This is a genomic window from Steroidobacter sp., from assembly GCF_016790065.1.
Classification (GTDB): Bacteria; Pseudomonadota; Gammaproteobacteria; order Steroidobacterales; family Steroidobacteraceae; genus Steroidobacter.
In genome coordinates this window covers 1-17,938 of sequence record NZ_JAEUPY010000628.1, presented here as the reverse complement: position 1 = coordinate 17,938, position 17,938 = coordinate 1, and the positions used below count along the sequence as shown (strand labels likewise).

Annotated in this window: 29 protein-coding genes and 2 pseudogenes; 2 read left to right on the top strand and 29 right to left on the bottom strand. The window is 61.5% G+C overall.

The window, feature by feature from the left end:
* Both JNL55_RS25915 and JNL55_RS25910 read left to right on the top strand, forming a co-directional pair.
* On the top strand, positions 1–1,853 hold a 1,853-nt coding region (locus JNL55_RS25915; protein WP_293861228.1), incomplete at its 5' end, for an AAA family ATPase.
* A 25-nt stretch (positions 1,854–1,878) separates the two neighbouring features.
* Positions 1,879–3,051 (top strand): hypothetical protein, encoded by a 1,173-nt coding sequence (locus tag JNL55_RS25910; RefSeq protein ID WP_293861225.1) that lies wholly within the window; start codon positions 1,879–1,881, stop codon positions 3,049–3,051.
* Positions 3,052–3,359: 308 nt separating this feature from the next.
* Here JNL55_RS25910 and rplQ read toward each other — a convergent pair.
* The 29 genes and pseudogenes from rplQ to tuf all read right to left on the bottom strand — a co-directional run.
* A pseudogene (rplQ, locus tag JNL55_RS25905) lies at positions 3,360–3,764 on the bottom strand (50S ribosomal protein L17); the annotation flags it as partial.
* Positions 3,765–3,819: 55 nt separating this feature from the next.
* The gene (locus JNL55_RS25900; RefSeq protein WP_203170374.1) at positions 3,820–4,824 is read right to left on the bottom strand and encodes a DNA-directed RNA polymerase subunit alpha; all 1,005 of its coding nucleotides are present in this window, start codon (positions 4,822–4,824) and stop codon (positions 3,820–3,822) included.
* A gap of 102 nt (positions 4,825–4,926) precedes the next feature.
* Entirely contained in the window at positions 4,927–5,550 is a 624-nt protein-coding gene (rpsD, locus tag JNL55_RS25895; RefSeq protein ID WP_129644643.1) for a 30S ribosomal protein S4, read from the bottom strand.
* Positions 5,551–5,570: 20 nt separating this feature from the next.
* Positions 5,571–5,990 (bottom strand): 30S ribosomal protein S11, encoded by a 420-nt coding sequence (gene rpsK / locus JNL55_RS25890; RefSeq protein WP_293861216.1) that lies wholly within the window; start codon positions 5,988–5,990, stop codon positions 5,571–5,573.
* Positions 5,991–6,009: 19 nt separating this feature from the next.
* Positions 6,010–6,390 carry a 30S ribosomal protein S13 gene (gene rpsM / locus JNL55_RS25885; RefSeq protein WP_293861213.1) on the bottom strand — a complete coding sequence of 127 codons (381 nt, stop codon included), beginning with the start codon at positions 6,388–6,390 and terminating at the stop codon, positions 6,010–6,012.
* An 89-nt stretch (positions 6,391–6,479) separates the two neighbouring features.
* A complete protein-coding gene (gene rpmJ, locus JNL55_RS25880; RefSeq protein WP_116808875.1) occupies positions 6,480–6,593 on the bottom strand; it encodes a 50S ribosomal protein L36 in 114 nt (37 codons plus the stop codon).
* A gap of 54 nt (positions 6,594–6,647) precedes the next feature.
* Positions 6,648–7,946, bottom strand: a complete 1,299-nt coding sequence (gene secY / locus JNL55_RS25875) for a preprotein translocase subunit SecY (RefSeq protein ID WP_293861234.1) — start codon at positions 7,944–7,946, stop codon at positions 6,648–6,650.
* Between the two features lie 104 nt (positions 7,947–8,050).
* On the bottom strand, positions 8,051–8,506 hold the full coding sequence (rplO, locus tag JNL55_RS25870) for a 50S ribosomal protein L15 (RefSeq protein ID WP_293861231.1): 456 nt from the start codon (positions 8,504–8,506) through the stop codon (positions 8,051–8,053).
* Between the two features lie 14 nt (positions 8,507–8,520).
* Complete coding sequence (gene rpmD, locus JNL55_RS25865; RefSeq protein ID WP_293861207.1) at positions 8,521–8,715, bottom strand: 50S ribosomal protein L30; 195 nt, start codon at positions 8,713–8,715, stop codon at positions 8,521–8,523.
* 37 nt (positions 8,716–8,752) lie between these two features.
* Entirely contained in the window at positions 8,753–9,259 is a 507-nt protein-coding gene (rpsE, locus tag JNL55_RS25860; RefSeq protein ID WP_293861204.1) for a 30S ribosomal protein S5, read from the bottom strand.
* An 11-nt stretch (positions 9,260–9,270) separates the two neighbouring features.
* Complete coding sequence (gene rplR / locus JNL55_RS25855; RefSeq protein ID WP_293861202.1) at positions 9,271–9,621, bottom strand: 50S ribosomal protein L18; 351 nt, start codon at positions 9,619–9,621, stop codon at positions 9,271–9,273.
* Positions 9,622–9,689: 68 nt separating this feature from the next.
* Positions 9,690–10,226, bottom strand: coding sequence for a 50S ribosomal protein L6 (gene rplF / locus JNL55_RS25850; protein WP_293861199.1), 537 nt, complete (start codon positions 10,224–10,226; stop codon positions 9,690–9,692).
* Positions 10,227–10,241: 15 nt separating this feature from the next.
* On the bottom strand, positions 10,242–10,637 hold the full coding sequence (gene rpsH, locus JNL55_RS25845) for a 30S ribosomal protein S8 (protein WP_293861196.1): 396 nt from the start codon (positions 10,635–10,637) through the stop codon (positions 10,242–10,244).
* 27 nt (positions 10,638–10,664) lie between these two features.
* Positions 10,665–10,970, bottom strand: coding sequence for a 30S ribosomal protein S14 (gene rpsN, locus JNL55_RS25840; protein ID WP_293861193.1), 306 nt, complete (start codon positions 10,968–10,970; stop codon positions 10,665–10,667).
* 16 nt (positions 10,971–10,986) lie between these two features.
* Entirely contained in the window at positions 10,987–11,532 is a 546-nt protein-coding gene (gene rplE, locus JNL55_RS25835) for a 50S ribosomal protein L5 (protein WP_293861190.1), read from the bottom strand.
* Positions 11,533–11,563: 31 nt separating this feature from the next.
* Positions 11,564–11,878: a 50S ribosomal protein L24 gene (gene rplX / locus JNL55_RS25830; protein WP_293861187.1), complete on the bottom strand. Its 315-nt coding sequence runs from the start codon at positions 11,876–11,878 to the stop codon at positions 11,564–11,566.
* Between the two features lie 12 nt (positions 11,879–11,890).
* On the bottom strand, positions 11,891–12,259 hold the full coding sequence (rplN, locus tag JNL55_RS25825; RefSeq protein ID WP_129775232.1) for a 50S ribosomal protein L14: 369 nt from the start codon (positions 12,257–12,259) through the stop codon (positions 11,891–11,893).
* The gene (gene rpsQ, locus JNL55_RS25820; RefSeq protein WP_293861183.1) at positions 12,256–12,552 is read right to left on the bottom strand and encodes a 30S ribosomal protein S17; all 297 of its coding nucleotides are present in this window, start codon (positions 12,550–12,552) and stop codon (positions 12,256–12,258) included. The genes rplN and rpsQ overlap by 4 nt, the downstream gene beginning before the upstream one ends.
* Before the next feature lie 2 nt (positions 12,553–12,554).
* Positions 12,555–12,758 (bottom strand): 50S ribosomal protein L29, encoded by a 204-nt coding sequence (gene rpmC / locus JNL55_RS25815; protein WP_293861180.1) that lies wholly within the window; start codon positions 12,756–12,758, stop codon positions 12,555–12,557.
* A gap of 10 nt (positions 12,759–12,768) precedes the next feature.
* Positions 12,769–13,182: a 50S ribosomal protein L16 gene (gene rplP, locus JNL55_RS25810; protein ID WP_293861177.1), complete on the bottom strand. Its 414-nt coding sequence runs from the start codon at positions 13,180–13,182 to the stop codon at positions 12,769–12,771.
* An 11-nt stretch (positions 13,183–13,193) separates the two neighbouring features.
* The gene (gene rpsC / locus JNL55_RS25805; RefSeq protein ID WP_293861175.1) at positions 13,194–13,898 is read right to left on the bottom strand and encodes a 30S ribosomal protein S3; all 705 of its coding nucleotides are present in this window, start codon (positions 13,896–13,898) and stop codon (positions 13,194–13,196) included.
* A gap of 5 nt (positions 13,899–13,903) precedes the next feature.
* Positions 13,904–14,245: a 50S ribosomal protein L22 gene (rplV, locus tag JNL55_RS25800; RefSeq protein ID WP_293861172.1), complete on the bottom strand. Its 342-nt coding sequence runs from the start codon at positions 14,243–14,245 to the stop codon at positions 13,904–13,906.
* A 4-nt stretch (positions 14,246–14,249) separates the two neighbouring features.
* Positions 14,250–14,528 (bottom strand): 30S ribosomal protein S19, encoded by a 279-nt coding sequence (rpsS, locus tag JNL55_RS25795; protein WP_293861169.1) that lies wholly within the window; start codon positions 14,526–14,528, stop codon positions 14,250–14,252.
* Between the two features lie 18 nt (positions 14,529–14,546).
* Positions 14,547–15,371 (bottom strand): 50S ribosomal protein L2, encoded by an 825-nt coding sequence (gene rplB / locus JNL55_RS25790; protein WP_293861166.1) that lies wholly within the window; start codon positions 15,369–15,371, stop codon positions 14,547–14,549.
* A gap of 28 nt (positions 15,372–15,399) precedes the next feature.
* Complete coding sequence (rplW, locus tag JNL55_RS25785; RefSeq protein ID WP_129775240.1) at positions 15,400–15,699, bottom strand: 50S ribosomal protein L23; 300 nt, start codon at positions 15,697–15,699, stop codon at positions 15,400–15,402.
* Positions 15,696–16,313, bottom strand: coding sequence for a 50S ribosomal protein L4 (rplD, locus tag JNL55_RS25780; protein ID WP_293861159.1), 618 nt, complete (start codon positions 16,311–16,313; stop codon positions 15,696–15,698). Before rplD ends, rplW begins: the two co-directional genes overlap by 4 nt.
* 12 nt (positions 16,314–16,325) lie before the next feature.
* The gene (rplC, locus tag JNL55_RS25775) at positions 16,326–17,018 is read right to left on the bottom strand and encodes a 50S ribosomal protein L3 (RefSeq protein ID WP_293861156.1); all 693 of its coding nucleotides are present in this window, start codon (positions 17,016–17,018) and stop codon (positions 16,326–16,328) included.
* Between the two features lie 406 nt (positions 17,019–17,424).
* On the bottom strand, positions 17,425–17,739 hold the full coding sequence (rpsJ, locus tag JNL55_RS25770; protein ID WP_129644601.1) for a 30S ribosomal protein S10: 315 nt from the start codon (positions 17,737–17,739) through the stop codon (positions 17,425–17,427).
* Between the two features lie 58 nt (positions 17,740–17,797).
* Positions 17,798–17,938 (bottom strand): annotated as a pseudogene (gene tuf, locus JNL55_RS25765) (elongation factor Tu); the annotation flags it as partial.

Genomic DNA, 17,938 nt, shown 5'->3' with positions numbered 1-17,938 from the left:
AGACCGATCGGCACGTCTACGTGCTGGCCGCGACCAATCGACCCGAAGCCGTGGACGAAGCGGTGCGCTCGCGCTTGAAGGAAACCATCGAGATCCCGAATCCCGATGTTCATTTACGGCAACGTTTGTTCCGTGTCTTCCTGGGCAAACTCAAGACCGATTTCGACATCGACGAGATGGCGGCGGAGCTGGCGAAGCGAACCAATAACATCGGTGGTCGTGCCATGTCGGCGATCGTCGAGAACGCTTCGCAAGAGGCCGTCAATCGCGCGATCCGTGCCGGCACGCCGGACAAGGTGGTACTGACTCGCGAAGATCTACTGCGCGAAATCACACCGCGCGGCAAGGAAGTGAGCGAAGCAGAGCTGGCGAAGATCTGGGAGCGCATCGTGCTGACGCCGCAGATCAAGACCGATCTGCTCGACAAGATCCGTCTGTTCAACGCCGCCGACAAAGCGGCGCCCAAAGGCTTGCTGTTGTACGGACCGCCGGGCACCGGCAAGACCGAGATCGCACGACGCATCGCCGACTCGGCCAGCTGCCAGTTCATGTCGCTGAAGGGACCGGATTTGAAAGCCGGTTACGTCGGCCAGAGCGGCGAGAAAGTTAAGAAGATCTGGGAGCAGGCACGCGGCCGTGGACGGTGCGTGATCTTCATCGACGAATGCGAAGGCGTGTTCGCGCGACGTGGCGGCAGCAACGCGGATGCCGCGTCCGACGAAGTCGTGCAAGCGTTCCTAGCTGAGTGGGACGGCGTGGGCACCGAAGGCCAGCAGATCTGGGTGGTGGGTGCCACCAATCGTCGCGACCTGCTCGACGATGCCATCGTGTCGCGCTTCGGCGCGGCCGTGCAGATCGACCTGCCGGGTCCGGCGGAACGGCTACAGATTCTGAAGTTTGAAATGGAGAAGCTGGAGCGTCCGAGCGATCTGCCCGAGTTCCTCGGCCAGGCCACCACCGGCATGTCGGGTCGCAATCTCGCGCGCCTGGCCAGCGAGGTATGCACGCGGGCGAGCAAGAACGGCGGACAGATCACAGAAGAAACCTGGCGAGACGTCCTCAAGCAGCACACGCAAGCGAGCAGCGAAGCTGTCGATCAAGGCGCACGCTGGGGTTCGCTGGTGCTCAGCGAGGACATCCTCGACAAGCTCAAGACCTTGTGCGAATCGTTACGTCACAGCGAGGAGTTCGCGGCGCAGGGCTTCGACATTCCCAAGGGTGCGTTGCTGTTCGGCCCACCGGGCACGGGCAAGACGCAGATCGCACGCACGCTGGCCAACGAAAGCGGCCTGACGTTCATCGCGGCGACCACAGCCGACATGAAAGCGGGCTTCGTGGGACAGTCGGGACAGAAAGTGCGCGAGCTGTTCGAGCGAGCACGCGGCAAAGCGCCGTGCATTCTGTTCATCGACGAGATCGAGTCCGTAGCTTCGACTCGCGGCGGCAGCAATGCAGACTCGTTCACCGGCGAAATCGTTACTCAGCTGCTACAAGAAATGGACGGCGTGAAGAAATCCGAGCGCCCGGTGTTCGTACTGGCCGCGACCAACATTCGCGAGCAGATCGATGCAGCGGTGCTGTCGCGCTTCGAAGATCAGATCGAGATCGGTCATCCCGATATCGAACAGCGGCAACATTTGTTCACGTTGTTCTTGGGCAAGCTGCCAGCCGAGTTTGAACGCGCGACAGTAGCGGCGGAGTTGGCGGCAGCCACGAGTAACATCGGCGGCCGCGACATTCGCAACATCATCCAGAAGGCTTCGCAGAAAGCGATCCGACGCGCCGGCGGCAATCCCAAGAACGTGAAGCTGACCCGTGAGGATTTGCTGAGCTCGCTGCCCGCAGCGCCATGATCGTTACCCGATATTGGTGAACAACATGAACCAACAACGGCCTCCGCAACCGCCACAACAACAGCAACGGTCGCAGCCGCAATCGCGGCCTGCGCCCGCGCCGGCAGCATCCGCCGATGTGAGCAAAGCGGCGCCACCGCCGCTGGCATCGACACAGCCAACCGCGCCTGCGCCAGGCGGTCCGGTCGCCATCGAGCCGGTCGCAGGAGCAGATAACGATGCGTCGTTGAACTTTGAGTGGCGTGCCGTGGAGCTGGGCGGCAATCGATCGTTCGGCTGCACGGTGAGCAGCACAGCGGGCAACCCGATCAGCGTGAAGATCGAGCAACTCTCGTATCAGAAAACATTGCGTGAGGACGGCGCGATCACGATCGCGGTGATTCCTACCGGTGCGGCTGGTACGCCAGGTAAATTGACCGCTCGCGACGAGACCACAGGCGCGTCAGCGGAGTTCACGTGGCAATGGCAGCCCCTCGGCAAGACGAGTGGTGCCGGTGCGCTCGCGTCGAAGCTGCTCAAGAAAGCCGCACCATCACCAGCCAAGGCTACGAAACAATCGACGCAAGGCGCACGTGCCGTCGCGAAGAAACAAACCGGTGTTGCGAGCACTGCATTCTTCGGTCAGCAGGCCAGTGGCCGCCGCTTTGCGTTCATCCTCGACATGTCCGGTTCGATGGCCGGCACACGCTGGGCAACGTGCACGCGCGAGCTGGTCACATCGCTGCAAGCACTGTCGACTCAGGCTCAGTTCTTCGTCGTACTGTTCTCATCCAGCACTGCGGAACCACCGGGACAGTCGGGTTGGATGGACGTGACTGCGGACAACGTCGCATCGGTGATCAAATGGGTATCTAACATCCATCCTGACGGCGGCACGTATCCGGCGCCGGCGTTCAAGCGAGTGTTCTCGTTGGGCGGCAAACCGGACGCCGTCTACTTTCTCACCGACGGCGAGCTGTACGACTTCGACGCATCGGACTGCGCTCGGCTGCGCGCCGGCGAAAGCACTTCGTTCCTCGATTCGCTGGCCAAGTTCTTCTCTTTCTCGGGTCGCGACGAAGAGAACACCGGCACCGTCATCAACACGATTTCGTTGGACGATCGAGCCAGCGGTCACGCACTGGAAGCCATGGCCGAGGAATCGGGCGGACAGTACGTGCACATTTCTTCCAGCACTGCCTCCGGCGAGACGCCGTAAAGAAAAAGGCCCTGAGCTTTCGCCCAGGGCCTCTTATCTCTTCGAAGCACGCCGCGTCACGCGCGGCGCACCTCTCACTTCTTAGAAGCTGCCTTCTTCTTGGCAGGGCCACCGGCCTTCTTCTTCGGCGCAGCGGTTTTCTTCGCGGACTTCTTGGCAGCGGCAGCTTCGACCTTCTTGGCCTTGGCAGCGGCCTTGGTCTCAGCCTTGGCCTTCTTCGCAGCCTTTTCGGCGTCGCTCTTCACGACTTTCTTGGTCACGCGCTTGGAAGTCGCCTTCTTCTTCGGGGCGGCCTTCTTCTTGGGCGCAGCCTCTTCACCTTCGGTGGAAGGAGCAGCGTCTTCAGAGATCGGAGCCGGCTGATCCAACAGCTGCATCAGCGCCATCGGAGCGGCATCGCCCGGACGCGGATCCATGCGCAGGATGCGGGTGTAACCGCCTGGACGCGTGTTGAAACGGGGACCGAGGGTCTCGAACAACTTCACGACCACTTCGGCATCGCGCAGCAGGGAGAACGCACGGCGACGGTTGGCATCGCTGTCGTCCTTGCCGAGCGTGATCAACGGCTCGACCACGCGACGCAATTCCTTGGCCTTCGGCACGGTGGTGCGGATGGTCTCGTGACGCAGCAGCGAGGCTGCCATGTTACGCAGCATCGCCTGGCGATGCGGGGCGTTGCGGCTTAGCTGCCGACCGGAAAGTTGATGACGCATTGTTCTTCAGTCCTTAACCAGGAACCAGGGCTCAGCCCAGCTGAGCCCTAGAGTCTTAAATAACGTCGCGCTCGTCGTCGCGCTTCAGGCTGACCGGCGGCCAGTTGTCCAAGCGCATACCCAGCGACAGACCATGGCTCTCGAGCACTTCCTTGATCTCGGTGAGCGACTTCTTGCCGAGGTTCGGCGTACGCAGCAGCTCCACTTCGGTCCGCTGCACCAGGTCACCGATGTAATGGATGTTCTCGGCCTTCAAGCAGTTCGCGCTACGCACGGTGAGCTCCAGCTCATCGACCGGGCGCAACAGGATCGGATCGAACTGCTGCTCGGCCGCCTTGGCGGCGCCTTCGTCCTGGCCCTGCAGATCGACGAACACCGACAGCTGATCCTTGAGGATCGAACCGGCGCGGCGAATGGCTTCTTCCGCGTCGATGGTGCCGTTGGTTTCGATGTCCAGAATCAGCTTGTCCAGGTTGGTACGCTGCTCGACGCGCGCGCTCTCGACCGTGTAGGTCACGCGACGGATCGGGCTGAACGACGCATCGAGTTGCAGACGGCCGATCGGGCCGCTGGACTCTTCGAACGTCGCGCGCTGGATCGCCGGGCGGTAGCCGCGGCCGCGCTCGACCTTCAAGGTCATGTTCAATTCGCCGGCCTTGGTCAGATTTGCGATGACCAGGTCGGTGTTCAGCACTTCCACGTCGTGATCCAGCTGGATGTCGCCAGCGGTCACCGGGCCGGGGCCCTTCTTGTGGAGGCGCAGCTCGGTCTCTTCACGCGCATTCAAGCGGATCGCGACCTGCTTCAGGTTCAACAAAATGTCGACCACGTCTTCCTGCACACCTTCGATGCTGGTGTACTCGTGCAACACGCCGTCGATCTCCGCCTCGGTGATCGCGCAGCCGGGCATGGAGGACAACAGCACGCGGCGCAGGGCGTTGCCCAGCGTGTGACCGAAGCCGCGTTCAAAGGGCTCGATCACAACTTTCGCCTGTTTGGCGGTCGTGGGAGTCACCTTGACGACACGAGGCTTCAGGAATTCGCCAACGGATGCCTGCATGGACCATTCACCTATCAGGTAAGTGTTGGAGACAGCTTCGAGCGCTGGCTCCAGAGATCAGGGTCGGGGACGGAATTGCTTCCGTCCCCGGCACATGACTAATTATTTCGAATACAACTCGACCACGAGATTCTCATTGATCTCGGGCAGAATCTCTTCGCGGTCGGGCAGCTGCTTGAAGGTGCCGGTAAATTTCTTCTCATCGACCTCAACCCATGCCGGAAAGCCGACCTGGGACTTGATCTGCAACGCCGTCTGAATACGCAGCTGCTTCTGCGCCTTCTCACGTACTGCAACCACATCGCCCGCGCTGACCTGGTACGAAGGGATGTTCACCACTTCGCCATTCACCGAGATCGACTTGTGGCTGACCAGCTGACGAGCTTCACTGCGCGTAGCAGCAAAACCCATGCGGTACACCACGTTGTCGAGCCGGCCTTCCAGCAGCTGCAACAGGGTCGAACCCGTTGCGCCCGGACGACCGGTAGCCTTGATGTAGTAGTTGCGGAACTGTCTTTCAAGTACGCCGTACATACGACGCAGCTTTTGCTTCTCGCGCAACTGCAAGCCGTAGTCGGACAACCGACCACGACGCTCACCCTTGATGCCGCCCGGCGGCACTTCGAGCTTGCACTTCGATTCCAGCGACTTGACGCCGCTCTTCAAGAACAAGTCGGTGCCTTCGCGGCGAGACAGCTTGCACTTCGGACCAAGATAACGAGCCATGCGACTTCCTTAGCGACGCGTTACACGCGGCGCTTTTTGGGCGGACGGCAGCCGTTGTGCGGGATCGGCGTGACGTCAGAAATGTTGGTGATCTTCAGACCGCAGGCATTGAGCGCGCGGACAGCGGACTCGCGACCCGGGCCGGGGCCCTTGACGCGCACTTCCACCATCTTCACGCCGTGTTCCTGCGCAGCGTTGCCGGCCTTCTCGGCGGCAACCTGAGCGGCGAACGGCGTGCTCTTACGCGAGCCGCGGAAACCACAACCGCCCGAAGTCGCCCACGACAGGGTGTTGCCCTGACGATCGGTGATCGTGACGATGGTGTTGTTGAACGACGCGTGCACATGGGCGATGGCGTCGGTCACATGCTTCTTGACCTTCTTCTTGCCGCCCTTGGAGCCGCCGCCGGCCCCTTGGCCCTGTTGCTTCTGCTCAGCCATAAATCCTCTGCCTTAACCTTTATGCCTTGCCGGCCGGGGTGTTCATCTTCACCGCTGCCTTACGCGGACCCTTTCGGGTGCGGGCATTGGTGCGAGTACGCTGACCACGCAGCGGCAAACCGCGGCGATGACGGATGCCCCGGTAGCAACCGAGGTCCATCAAGCGCTTGATATTCATGGACACTTCGCGGCGCAGGTCGCCTTCGACCGTGAGCTTGCTGATGGCCGAACGCAACGCCGCCACTTCCGCGTCGGTCAAGTTCTTGACCAGCGTATTGCGCTTCACGCCAGCGGTGTCACAAGCCTTTTCAGCCTGGGTACGGCCAACGCCAAAGATATGTGTGAGGCCAACCCACACATGCTTGTTCATCGGTATGTTGACGCCGGCGATACGAGCCATCTGTCGAGCACTCCCCGCGCAGAAAAGCGCGGAACTGTAAACTAAAAAACCCTGTAACTCAATGCTTTAAAGGCTGCGACTGCGGCCTATCAGCCCTGACGCTGTTTATGGCGGGCGTCGGAGCAGATTACGTACACCACCCGACGGCGGCGCACGACCTTGCAGTTCTTGCAAATCTTCTTGACGGATGCACGGACCTTCATGACTCACTCCAATCTCGGATGGGGACAGATTTCAAATCTGTCCCCGTCACAGACTTAACTTGTAGACCCTGGACGGTTGTAGCCGCGCAGGTTGGCCTTCTTCATCAGGCCCTCGTACTGGTGCGACATCAGGTGCGCCGCGACCTGCGCCTGGAAGTCCATGATCACCACCACCATGATCAGCAGCGACGTTCCGCCGAAGTAGAACGGCACGCTGAAGCGCGAAATCAGGAACTCAGGCAGCAAGCAGACGATGGTCACGTACAGCGCACCCCAAACCGTCAACCGCGTCAGCACCTTGTCGATGTACTCGCCGGTCTGCTGACCCGGGCGGATACCCGGAATGAAAGCACCCGACTTCTTCAAGTTCTCCGCCGTCTCGCGCGAGTTGAACACCAGCGCGGTGTAGAAGAAGCAGAAGAAAATGATCAAGCCGCCGTACAGAACCATGTGCGCCGGCTGACCCGGAGTCAGCGCTGCCGACACGTTCTGCATCCAGCTGAAATTGCCCGAAGAGCCGCCCCAGCTGGCGATGGTCGCCGGGAACAACAGCAAGCTCGACGCGAAAATCGGCGGAATCACACCCGACATGTTCAACTTGAACGGCAGATGCGTGCTCTGGCCGGCGTACAAGCGACGACCTTGCTGACGCTTCGCGTAGTTCACCTGGATGCGACGCTGGCCGCGTTCCACGAACACCACGAAAGCCGTTACACCGATCACCATGGCGAACAACACCAGCGCCACCGCCGCGTTGATTTCACCAGTACGCACCAGTTCCAACGTGCCGCCGATAGCCGCCGGCAAGCCCGCGACGATACCGGCCAAAATGATCATCGAAATACCGTTGCCCAGACCGCGCTCGGTGATCTGCTCACCCAGCCACATCAGGAACATCGTGCCGGCGATCAAGGTCATGGTCGCGACGAACACGAACTGCGGGCCCGGATTCACCACTACGCCCTGGTTCTGGAACGCGATGGCTGCCGAAGCGCCCTGCACCGCCGCCAGCAACACCGTGCCGTAGCGCGTGTACTGCGTCAGTTTGCGACGACCCGACTCGCCTTCCTTCTTGATCGCTGCCAGTGACGGCACCACCACCGCCATCATCTGAATGATGATGGACGCGGAGATGTACGGCATCACACCCAGCGCGAAGATCGACAACCGTTCCAGCGCACCGCCGGAGAACATGTTGAAGATGTCCAGGATGGTGCCCTGCTGCTGCTCGAAGAAGCGCGCGAGCGCCACCGGGTCGATACCCGGCGCTGGAATAAATGTGCCGATGCGATACACGATCAGCGCACCCAGCAAGAAGAACAACCGCTGTCGCAGCTCTGCGAAGCGGGTCATCTCGCCGAAGGCGGACAGAGACGCAGCGGTGGCGGGTTTGGTGGCCACGGAGTCCTTGTCGTTAAGTATCGTTACGGGTCGATGTGTCGGAGGCTGCTTACTGCTTACTTAGCAGGGGCAGCCTCGACCGCTTCGATCTTGCCGCCAGCCGCCTCGATGGCAGCCTTGGCGCCCTTCGTCAGGTGCACACCCTTGACGGTCACCGCGCGACTGATGCCGCCCGACAACACGATGCGTGCACGCTGGGCGAACTCCGGCACCAGGTTGGTGGCGCGCAGGATCTCCAGGTCAATGACGTCGCCTTTGACCTTTGCAAGCTCCGACAGGCGCACTTCGGCCACCAGCGGGGCGATCTTGGAGCGGAAGCCGAACTTCGGCAGCCGGCGCTGCAGGGGCATCTGGCCGCCTTCGAAGCCGACCTTGTGATAGCCACCCTTACGAGCGCGCTGACCCTTCACGCCGCGGCCGCAGGTCTTGCCCTGGCCGGCGGAAGCGCCGCGACCCACGCGCAGGCGGATCTTCTTGCTGCCCGGAGCGGGAGACATCTCATTGAGGCGCATGGTATCGGTACTCATTAGCCCTTCACCTCTTCGACTTTCAGCAGGTGGCGCGAGGCGCTCAGCATGCCGCGAATTTCCGGCGTGTCCGCCACGGTCACCGTGTCACGAATACGGCGCAGACCGAGGCCACGCACCGTGGCGCGATGAGCCTTGAGCTGGCCGAAGTAGCTCTTCACGAGCGTGACCTTGTAGCCCTTGTTGCTTGCCATGACGACTTCCTAAATAAGTTCGCGTAGGAGCCCGGCGTCAGCCGAGGATCTCTTCGACGCGCTTGCCACGCTTCGCCGCGATGTCATCGGGCGACTGCGCGCTGTTCAACGCATTCATCGTGGCGCGCACGATGTTGATCGGGTTACGCGAGCCGTAGCTCTTGGCGAGCACGTTGCGCACACCGGCACACTCGAACACGGCGCGCATACCGCCGCCCGCGATCAAGCCGGTACCGTCAGCGGCCGGCTGCATGTGCACGCGAGTCGCGCCGTGACGGCCGGACACTGCGTAGTGCAGCGTCGCGTTCTTCAACGACACGTTCGACAGGTTCTTGCGAGCAGCCTGCATCGCCTTCTGGATCGCGACCGGCACTTCACGCGCCTTGCCGTAACCGAAGCCGACCTTGCCGCGCCCGTCGCCGACCACCGTGAGCGCGGTGAAGCCGAACTGGCGACCGCCCTTCACGACTTTGGCGACGCGATTCACCGCCACGAGCTTTTCGATGTACTCGTCGCCCGTCGCGTTTTTTTCAACTCTGGCCATGTGTGTCTCTCTTAGAATTCCAGACCGTTCTCACGCGCTGCATCGGCCAGCGCCTTGATACGACCGTGGAATTTGAAGCCGGAACGATCGAACGCCACCTTGGTGATGCCCGCAGCCTTGGCACGCTCGGCAATTGCTTTGCCGACCGCGGCAGCGGCGGTCGCGTTGCCGGTGCCCTTCAATTCGCCGCGCACGTCCTTCTGCAAGGTCGACGCCGACGCCAGCACCTTCGACTCGGTGTCGAAGATCTGCGCATAGATATGTTGCGACGTGCGATGCACCGACAAGCGCAGAACCTTCAGTTCGCGGATCTTGGCGCGTGCGCGAACCGCGCGGCGCAGTCGTTGAGCATTTTTGTTCATGAAATAACTCTCTAAAAAAGTAACCGATGCACTCTGGTTTTCCGTTGGGAACCCAGCAGCGCCGATGTTTACTTCTTCTTGGCTTCCTTCAGTTCGATCTTCTCACCGGCATAGCGCACGCCCTTGCCCTTGTACGGCTCAGGCGGACGGAACGCGCGGATGTCGGCACAAACCTGGCCGAGCTTCTGCACGTCCGAGCCCTTGACCAGAATTTCGGTCTGGCTCGGCGTTTCGATGGTGATGCCTTCAGGCGCGGTGTAGACCACCGGGTGCGAGAAGCCCAACGTCAGGTTGAGGTTCTTGCCCTGGGCAGCGGCGCGGTAACCGACGCCGACCAGTTCGAGCTTGCGCTCGTAGCCCTTGCTGACACCTTCCACGATGTTGGCGAGGTGCGCGCGCGTCGAGCCCGCGACCATGTCGGCTTCGCGACCGTCGTTGGCCTTCTCCACCTTGAGGGCGGCGGCGTCCTGCACCACTTTCACCAGCTTGGCATTGAGCGCGAGGCTCAGCGTGCCCTTGGCGCCCTTGATGCTGATGGCGTCGGCGCTGATCGTTGCGGTCACGCCCTGCGGCAGGGGAACCGGCTGTTTAGCTACTCGAGACATTGCTGTGCGTCCCTATTAGGAAACGACGCAGATGACTTCGCCGCCGTGCCCGGAAGCACGTGCCTGGCGATCCGTCATCACGCCCTGCGACGTGGAAACGATGGCGATACCCAGTCCGCCGAGGACCGCAGGCAGCTCGTCTTTGCCCTTGTAGACCCGCAGGCCGGGGCGGCTGATGCGCTCCAGGCGGTCGATGACCGGCCGGCCCTGGAAGTACTTCAGCTGTACTGCCAGCGTCGGCTTGCCCTCGACGTCGGTCGCGGAGAAGTTTTCGATATAGCCTTCGTCCTTCAGCACCTTGGCAATCGCCAGCTTCACCTTGGAGGTGGGGGCGTTGATTTCGGTTTTGCCAGAAGACTGCCCGTTACGAATACGGGTCAGGAAGTCGGCGATCGGATCCGTCATGCTCATTTATGCGTGCTCCAGAGGTACCAGCTGTTACCAGCTGGCCATGCCGAGGCCCGGAATTTCGCCGCGCATGGTCGCTTCGCGCAGCTTGGTGCGGCCCAATCCGAACTTGCGGTAGAAACCGCGCGGACGGCCGGTGATTGCGCAGCGATTACGCTGGCGGCTCTTGCTCGAGTCGCGCGGCAGAGCCTGCAACTGAGCGACAGCAGCTTCGCGTTCCGCCGGCGTGGAAGTCGGCTTGCGAATGATCTCTTTCAGTTTCGCGCGTTTAGCGGCGTAGCGCTTCACCAGCTTCGCCCGCTTCGTCTCGCGATTGACCATCGATGTCTTGGCCATAACCTAACTCCCGCCGTTACTTGCGGAACGGAAAATTGAACGCTTCCAACAACGCGCGGCCGGACTTGTCGTCCTTGGCGGTGGTGGTGATCGTGATGTCCATACCGCGGATCGCATCGATCTGGTCGTATGCGATTTCCGGGAAGATGATCTGTTCCTTGACGCCGAAGTTGTAATTGCCCTGGCCGTCGAAGGAGCGCGCGCTGACACCGCGGAAGTCGCGGATACGAGGCATCGCGATGCTCACCAGACGATCCAAGAACTCATACATACGCGCGCCGCGCAGCGTCACCTTGGCGCCGATCGCCTGACCGTCGCGGACCTTGAAGGTCGCAACCGACTTGCGCGCTTTGGTCACCAACGGCTTCTGACCGGTGATCTTGGTGAGATCGCCGACCGCGTTGTCCATGATCTTCTTGTCCGCGACCGCTTCGCCAACGCCCATGTTGACCGTGATCTTGGTGATCTTCGGTACTTCCATGACGTTCGCCAGCTGCAACGTTTCCTGCAGTTTGGCAACGATGCTGTCGCGATAAATTTGTTCGAGTCTTGCCTTTGCCATCTTCGTTTACCTATGGACCCGCTCCAACGCCTCAGGCGTCGACGGTTTCCTTGTTGGACTTGAAGAAGCGCACTTTCTTGCCGTCGGCCAGCGTGCGAATGCCCACGCGGTCCGCCTTCTTCGTCACCGGATTCCACAACGCCACGTTGGACAGATCGATCGAGGCTTCTTTCTCGACGATGCCGCCCTGCACGTTGCGCTGGGGGTTCGGCTTGGTGTGCCGCTTGACTGTGTTGATGCCCTCGACGACCACGCGGTCCTCGAGCAGCTTGACGATCGTGCCGCGGCGGCCCTTATCACGGCCCGCGATCACGACGACTTCGTCACCTTTGCGAATCTTCTTCATGACTCACAACTCTCAGAGTACTTCGGGCGCCAGCGAGATGATCTTCATGAACTGCGCCGTGCGCAGTTCGCGCGTGACGGGTCCGAAGATACGAGTGCCCACTGGTTCCAACTTGTTGGTCAGCAACACCGCAGCGTTGCCGTCGAAGCGGATCAACGAACCGTCGGCACGACGCACACCGAACTTGGTGCGCACGACCACGGCGTCATAGACCTCGCCCTTCTTCACTTTGCCGCGCGGGATGGCATCACGGATGCTGACCTTGATGACATCGCCGACCGTCGCATAGCGACGCTTCGAGCCACCGAGCACCTTGATGCACATCAGGCTGCGGGCGCCGCTGTTATCGGCGGCATTCAATAGCGTGCGCATCTGGATCATGGCGCGGCCTCCACCGATTCAACCTGCACGGCGCGCTGCACGATCTTCACCAGGCGCCAGGACTTGTGACGCGACAGCGGGCGGCATTCTTCGATGGCCACGGTGTCGCCTTCACGGCTTTCGTTGTTCTCGTCATGAGCGAGGAACTGCGTGCTGCGGCGCTGGTACTTGCCGTACTGCGGATGCGGCACATAGCGCTCGACCGAGACCGTGATGGTCTTCTGCATCTTGTTGCTGACGACCTTGCCGGTCAGCTGACGCGCAGCCTTCTTGTCAGTCTTCTCAGTGCTCATGATTACTTACCTTTCGCGCGGCGCTGTTCGCCGGCCACGGTCTTCAGGCGCGCGATGTCGCGACGAACGCGAGTGAAATCGTGCGGCTTCGCAGCCTGGCCGGTGGCCCGGGCCATGCGAAGGTTGAACTGTTCGCGACGCAGCTCCAGCAGTTCTTTCTGCAGGTCGGCGGGCGACTTGGCGCGCAATTCTTTAGCGGTGCTCATGGTCTATCTCTTACCGGACCTGGCGGGTCACGAACTGCGTGTCCACCGACAGCTTCGAGGAAGCCAGGCGGAACGCTTCACGTGCAATGGCTTCGGTCACGCCTTCCATCTCGAACAGCACTTTGCCGGGCTTGATCTTGGCGACGTAGTACTCGACGTTGCCCTTACCGGAGCCCATGCGGACTTCCAGCGGCTTCTTGCTGATCGGCAGGTCGGGGAACACGCGGATCCACACCTGACCGCCGCGCTTCACGTAGCGGGTCATGGCACGACGCGCGGCTTCCAACTCACGCGCAGTCATGCGCGCACGGCTGGTGGCCTTGAGACCGTACTCGCCGAAGGCGACGTAGTTACCGCTTTGCGCGAGGCCGGCATTGCGGCCCTTGAACGCCTTGCGGTACTTGGTGCGTTTAGGTTGCATCATGGTCGATTACCTCAGGCAGTCGCTTCCGCCGAGGCGGTTGCAGCCTGACCATCAGCGGCTTCCGCCGGCTGTTCCTGCGTATTGAACACTTCGCCCTTGAAGATCCACACCTTGACGCCGATGACGCCATAGTTGGTGCGGGCTTCGGCCAAGCCGTAGTCGATGTCCGCGCGCAGCGTGTGCAGCGGAATCCGGCCTTCGCGATACTGCTCGGTGCGAGCGATTTCGGCGCCGTTCAAGCGACCGGCCACACGCACCTTGATGCCCAGAGCGCCGATGCGCATGGTGTTGGTCACGGCGCGCTTCATGGCGCGACGGAACATCACGCGACGCTCCAGCTGCTGGGCAATGCCTTCGGCAACCAGCATGGCGTCGAGCTCAGGCTTACGGATCTCGGCGATGTTGATGCGGACGTCGCCGGCCGGCATCTTCATCATCTTCGAGACCTGACCGCGCAGCTTCTCGATGTCCTCGCCCTTCTTACCGATCACGATGCCAGGACGCGCAGTGTGAATAGTGATGTTCACTTTGCGCGCGGCGCGTTCGATCTGAATGCGGCTGACCGAGGCTTCGGACAACTTCTTCTTCAACAGCTCGCGCACCTGGAAGTCGGTGTACACGTGCGACGGAAAATTCTTGGTCGACGCGTACCACTTCGAGGTCCACTCACGGGTGATGCCGAGGCGGAAGCCGACCGGATTGACTTTTTGACCCATGGTTCTTACTCGCTCTTGCCGTCGCCGACCGTCACGATGATGTGACTGTTGCGCTTCCAAATCCGATTGCCGCGGCCCTTGGCACGCGCGTGGAAACGCTTCAGCACCGGGGCGGTGTCGATGGTGATGGTCTGCACCTTCAGCTCATCCACGTCCGCGCTCAGATTGTTTTCCGCATTGGCAATCGCCGATTCCAGCACCTTACGCACCAGCTTCGCGCCTTTCTTCGGCGTGTAGCGCAGCGTGTTCAGCGCCAGACCCACGGGCTTACCGCGGACCAGGTCGGCGATCAGGCGGCACTTCTGCGGAGAAATGCGCGCGTACTTCAGTGTGGCAGCGACTTGCATGTAATTACTCCGCCGAGCTCTTCTTGTCGCCCGAGTGACCCTTGAAGGTACGCGTCGGAGCGAACTCACCCAGCTTGTGGCCGACCATGTTCTCGGACACGAGCACAGGAATGTGCTGGCGTCCGTTATGCACGGCGAGCGTCAATCCCACCATATCCGGCAGGATCATCGAACGGCGCGACCAGGTTTTGATCGGGCGACGATCGTTCTTCTCGGAAGCGACGCGCACCTTCTTGGCGAGGTGCAGGTCGACAAACGGACCTTTCTTTACGGAACGAGGCACGTGGTGATCCTCTTAAGCTCAATTACGGCGGCGGATGATCATGCCCGCCGTGCGCTTGTTACGACGCGTCTTCTTGCCCTTGGTATTCCAACCCCACGGGCTCACCGGATGCGGATTACCCTGGCCGGACTTACCTTCACCACCACCGTGCGGGTGATCGACCGGGTTCATCACCACACCACGCACCGTCGGGCGGATGCCGCGCCAACGGATGGCACCGGCCTTGCCGTAGCTACGCAGGTTGTGTTCGCCGTTAGAAACTTCACCGATGGTCGCGCGGCAGTCGACGTGCACCTTGCGCATCTCAGTGGAGCGCAGACGAATCGTCGCGTACATGCCTTCGCGAGCAGCCAGCTGGGCCGAGCCGCCGGCGCTGCGAGCGAGCTGGGCGCCCTTGCCGGGCTTCAACTCGATGCAATGAATCGTGGTGCCGATCGGAATGTGGCGCAGCTGCATCGCGTTGCCAGATTTGATCGGGGCTTCGGCGCCCGACATCACTGCGTCGCCAGGAGCCATGTCCTTGGTCGCGATGATGTAACGACGCTCGCCATCCTTGTACAGCACGAGCGCCAGATGCGCGGTGCGGTTCGGATCGTATTCGACGCGTTCGACTTTGCCGGCAATGCCGTCTTTGTCGCGCAGGAAGTCGATGACGCGATACTTCTGCTTGTGACCGCCGCCCTGGTGGCGCACGGTCTGACGGCCGAAGTGGTTACGCGCGCCGGTCGAATTCTTGTGCGTGACCAGCGAGGTCTCGGGGCCACCCTTGTGCAGGTGATCGCGCGAGATCTTGACCTGGAAGCGACGACCCGGCGAGGTCGGTTTGGATTTGATCAATGCCATGACTGATTTCCCGATGCCGTAGCGGCGATCAGGCCTCCGTTCCGGTCAGATCGATGCTCTGACCCGGGGCCAGGCGCACATAAGCCTTCTTGTAATCCTGCCGGCGACCGAGCCGCTGGCCGAAGCGCTTCTGCTTGCCGCCGACGTTCACTACGTTCACGTCCGCAACTTTGACTTCGAACATCAACTCGACCGCAGCCTTGATGTCGCTGCTGGTCGCGTCGCGGCGCACGCGGAACACGAATTGGTTCGCCGTCTCGGCGATACGCGCGCTCTTCTCGGACACATGAGGTCCGAGCAGCACGTTCATCAGTTTTTCCTGACTCATGCGAGCCTCTCTTCGAGCAGGCGAACGGCACCGACCGTCGCGAGCACTTGGTCATGACGAGCGAGGCTCAGCGGATCGAGCGCACTCACCGGCAACACGTCGATATACGGCAGGTTGCGCGAAGCCAGCTCGAGCTTTTCGTCGAACGCTTCGACCAGCAACAGCACGTTATCGCCCTGGTTCAGTTCCTTGAGCTTCTGCACCAGCAGCTTGGTCTTCGGCGCTTCCAATTCGATGCCGTTCACCACCTGCAAGCGATCGGTGCGGGCCAGCTGCGACAACATGGCCTGCAGCGCCGCGCGATACATCTTGCGGTTCACTTTCTGGGAGAAATCACGAGGCTTGGCAGCGAACGCGCGACCACCGCCCACCCAAATCGGGCTGCGGATCGAGCCGGCACGCGCCTGACCGGTGCCCTTCTGGCGCCACGGCTTGATGCCGCCGCCACGCACTTCGGCCTTGGTTTTTTGCGCTTTGGTGCCCGCACGACCGGCCGCCATATAAGCGACGATGATCTGGTGCACCAGAGATTCGTTGTACTCGCGGGCGAACGTCGTGTCGGAGACCTGAACGTCCTGAGCCTGCGCGCCTTTGCTGATGAGTTTGAGGTTCATGGGCGACTACTCTTACTTCTTCGCCGGGGCAACGCGCTTGCGGCGCAGCTGCGCAGCAGCCTTCACCGACGGACGCACGATGACCTGGCCGCCATCCGCACCCGGCACGGCGCCGCTGATCAGGATCAGGTTGCGCTCGGTGTCGATGCGTACGACCTTGAGGTTCTCGATGGTGCGACGGACCTGGCCCATGTGGCCGGACATGCGCTTACCGAGGAACACGCGGCCCGGGGTCTGACGCTGACCGATAGAACCGGGCGAGCGATGCGACACGGACACACCGTGCGAGGCAGGCAGACCACCGAAGTTGTGACGCTTCATGGTGCCGGCGAAGCCTTTACCGATGGTGGTGCCGGTCACGTCGACGACCTGGCCGACTTCGAACTGATCGACCTTGAGCTCGAAGCCTGCAGCGACGTCCTTCAGCTCTTCGCCCTTGAGGCGAAACTCGACCAGCGATTTGCCGGGAGCCACTTTGACTTTGGCGTAATGGCCAGTGAGGGCCTTGTTGGTATGCGACGCCTTGCGATCGCCAACGGCGACCTGCACGGCGCGATAGCCATCGGCTTCGACAGTGCGAACCTGCGTAACGCGGTTCGGCACGGCTTCGATGACGGTCACCGGCACGGTCTCGCCCGCTTCAGTGAAGACGCGCGTCATACCCGCCTTTCGACCGACCAGACCAGGGGTCTTGGCAGCGCTCATGAGGATTCCTCGTTAATACTCAATTCAACGGCGCCGACACCGCCCGTCCCGGCTCATGACCGAAACAGTGCGACACCGCGCTGATCCACGCCCGTGACTGCGATTGGCCACGAACGCTAAAAACTTGTTTCTGCAGTGAAATCGGCGACAGGAGTTCGAGAGGAACGACCGGGAGAGTCCCAGTCATGCCGCTCGAGCGGTACCCCGTCAGGGCCAGACCTCGGCGCAAAAGAGGCGCGAATTATAGTCAGCCAGCCTGACTTTGCAAGCGTCTCAGTAGCTTGCCGGCTCCGCCGGCCGCTTTATCTTGGTTTTTTCTACATTGGCGGCTGCGCCGCCCACATAAAAAATAAAAATCTCTGCCTCGCGAGGGGGCGACGGCGCTAGCCGGCGCCCCGAGCGACTCTCAGTTGAGCTTGATCTGGACGTCCACACCGGCCGGCAATTCCAGCTTCATCAGTGCGTCGACGGTCTTGTCCGTCGGGTTCAGGATGTCCATCAGGCGCTTGTGGGTACGGATCTCGTACTGGTCGCGCGCGTCTTTATCGCCGTGCGGGGAGACCAGCAGCGTGAAGCGTTCCATCTTGGTCGGCAGCGGCACCGGACCCTTGACGGTGGCACCCGTGCGCTTGGCGGTCTCGACGATTTCACGCGCCGAGTTGTCGATCAGACGATGATCGAACGCTTTCAGACGGATGCGGATGTTCTGGTTCGTTGCCATGATTGCAGTCTCTTGAAGCGCCGGCGGGTTGGTTCCGACGGCGCCACGTTGAATTGAGTTACTTGATGATCTTGGCGACGACGCCGGCGCCGACCGTCTTGCCGCCTTCACGGATGGCGAAGCGCAGGCCTTCTTCCATCGCGATCGGCGCAATCAGCTCCACCACCATTTTGATGTTGTCGCCAGGCATCACCATCTC

Excerpts from the sequence above, each read along its gene's own strand:
- JNL55_RS25910 (WP_293861225.1), top strand. The coding sequence starts at position 1,879 with ATGAACCAACAACGGCCTCCGCAACCGCCACAACAACAGCAACGGTCG.
- JNL55_RS25900 (WP_203170374.1), bottom strand. The coding sequence starts at position 4,824 with ATGCAGGCATCCGTTGGCGAATTCCTGAAGCCTCGTGTCGTCAAGGTG.
- rpsD (WP_129644643.1), bottom strand. The coding sequence starts at position 5,550 with ATGGCTCGTTATCTTGGTCCGAAGTGCAAGCTGTCTCGCCGCGAAGGC.
- rpsK (WP_293861216.1), bottom strand. The coding sequence starts at position 5,990 with ATGGCTGAGCAGAAGCAACAGGGCCAAGGGGCCGGCGGCGGCTCCAAG.
- rpsM (WP_293861213.1), bottom strand. The coding sequence starts at position 6,390 with ATGGCTCGTATCGCCGGCGTCAACATACCGATGAACAAGCATGTGTGG.
- rpmJ (WP_116808875.1), bottom strand. The coding sequence starts at position 6,593 with ATGAAGGTCCGTGCATCCGTCAAGAAGATTTGCAAGAACTGCAAGGTC.
- secY (WP_293861234.1), bottom strand. The coding sequence starts at position 7,946 with ATGACCCGCTTCGCAGAGCTGCGACAGCGGTTGTTCTTCTTGCTGGGT.
- rplO (WP_293861231.1), bottom strand. The coding sequence starts at position 8,506 with ATGCGCCTCAATGAGATGTCTCCCGCTCCGGGCAGCAAGAAGATCCGC.
- rpmD (WP_293861207.1), bottom strand. The coding sequence starts at position 8,715 with ATGGCAAGCAACAAGGGCTACAAGGTCACGCTCGTGAAGAGCTACTTC.
- rpsE (WP_293861204.1), bottom strand. The coding sequence starts at position 9,259 with ATGGCCAGAGTTGAAAAAAACGCGACGGGCGACGAGTACATCGAAAAG.
- rplR (WP_293861202.1), bottom strand. The coding sequence starts at position 9,621 with ATGAACAAAAATGCTCAACGACTGCGCCGCGCGGTTCGCGCACGCGCC.
- rplF (WP_293861199.1), bottom strand. The coding sequence starts at position 10,226 with ATGTCTCGAGTAGCTAAACAGCCGGTTCCCCTGCCGCAGGGCGTGACC.
- rpsH (WP_293861196.1), bottom strand. The coding sequence starts at position 10,637 with ATGAGCATGACGGATCCGATCGCCGACTTCCTGACCCGTATTCGTAAC.
- rpsN (WP_293861193.1), bottom strand. The coding sequence starts at position 10,970 with ATGGCCAAGACATCGATGGTCAATCGCGAGACGAAGCGGGCGAAGCTG.
- rplE (WP_293861190.1), bottom strand. The coding sequence starts at position 11,532 with ATGGCAAAGGCAAGACTCGAACAAATTTATCGCGACAGCATCGTTGCC.
- rplX (WP_293861187.1), bottom strand. The coding sequence starts at position 11,878 with ATGAAGAAGATTCGCAAAGGTGACGAAGTCGTCGTGATCGCGGGCCGT.
- rplN (WP_129775232.1), bottom strand. The coding sequence starts at position 12,259 with ATGATCCAGATGCGCACGCTATTGAATGCCGCCGATAACAGCGGCGCC.
- rpsQ (WP_293861183.1), bottom strand. The coding sequence starts at position 12,552 with ATGAGCACTGAGAAGACTGACAAGAAGGCTGCGCGTCAGCTGACCGGC.
- rpmC (WP_293861180.1), bottom strand. The coding sequence starts at position 12,758 with ATGAGCACCGCTAAAGAATTGCGCGCCAAGTCGCCCGCCGACCTGCAG.
- rplP (WP_293861177.1), bottom strand. The coding sequence starts at position 13,182 with ATGATGCAACCTAAACGCACCAAGTACCGCAAGGCGTTCAAGGGCCGC.
- rpsC (WP_293861175.1), bottom strand. The coding sequence starts at position 13,898 with ATGGGTCAAAAAGTCAATCCGGTCGGCTTCCGCCTCGGCATCACCCGT.
- rplV (WP_293861172.1), bottom strand. The coding sequence starts at position 14,245 with ATGCAAGTCGCTGCCACACTGAAGTACGCGCGCATTTCTCCGCAGAAG.
- rplB (WP_293861166.1), bottom strand. The coding sequence starts at position 15,371 with ATGGCATTGATCAAATCCAAACCGACCTCGCCGGGTCGTCGCTTCCAG.
- rplW (WP_129775240.1), bottom strand. The coding sequence starts at position 15,699 with ATGAGTCAGGAAAAACTGATGAACGTGCTGCTCGGACCTCATGTGTCC.
- rplD (WP_293861159.1), bottom strand. The coding sequence starts at position 16,313 with ATGAACCTCAAACTCATCAGCAAAGGCGCGCAGGCTCAGGACGTTCAG.
- rplC (WP_293861156.1), bottom strand. The coding sequence starts at position 17,018 with ATGAGCGCTGCCAAGACCCCTGGTCTGGTCGGTCGAAAGGCGGGTATG.
- rpsJ (WP_129644601.1), bottom strand. The coding sequence starts at position 17,739 with ATGGCAACGAACCAGAACATCCGCATCCGTCTGAAAGCGTTCGATCAT.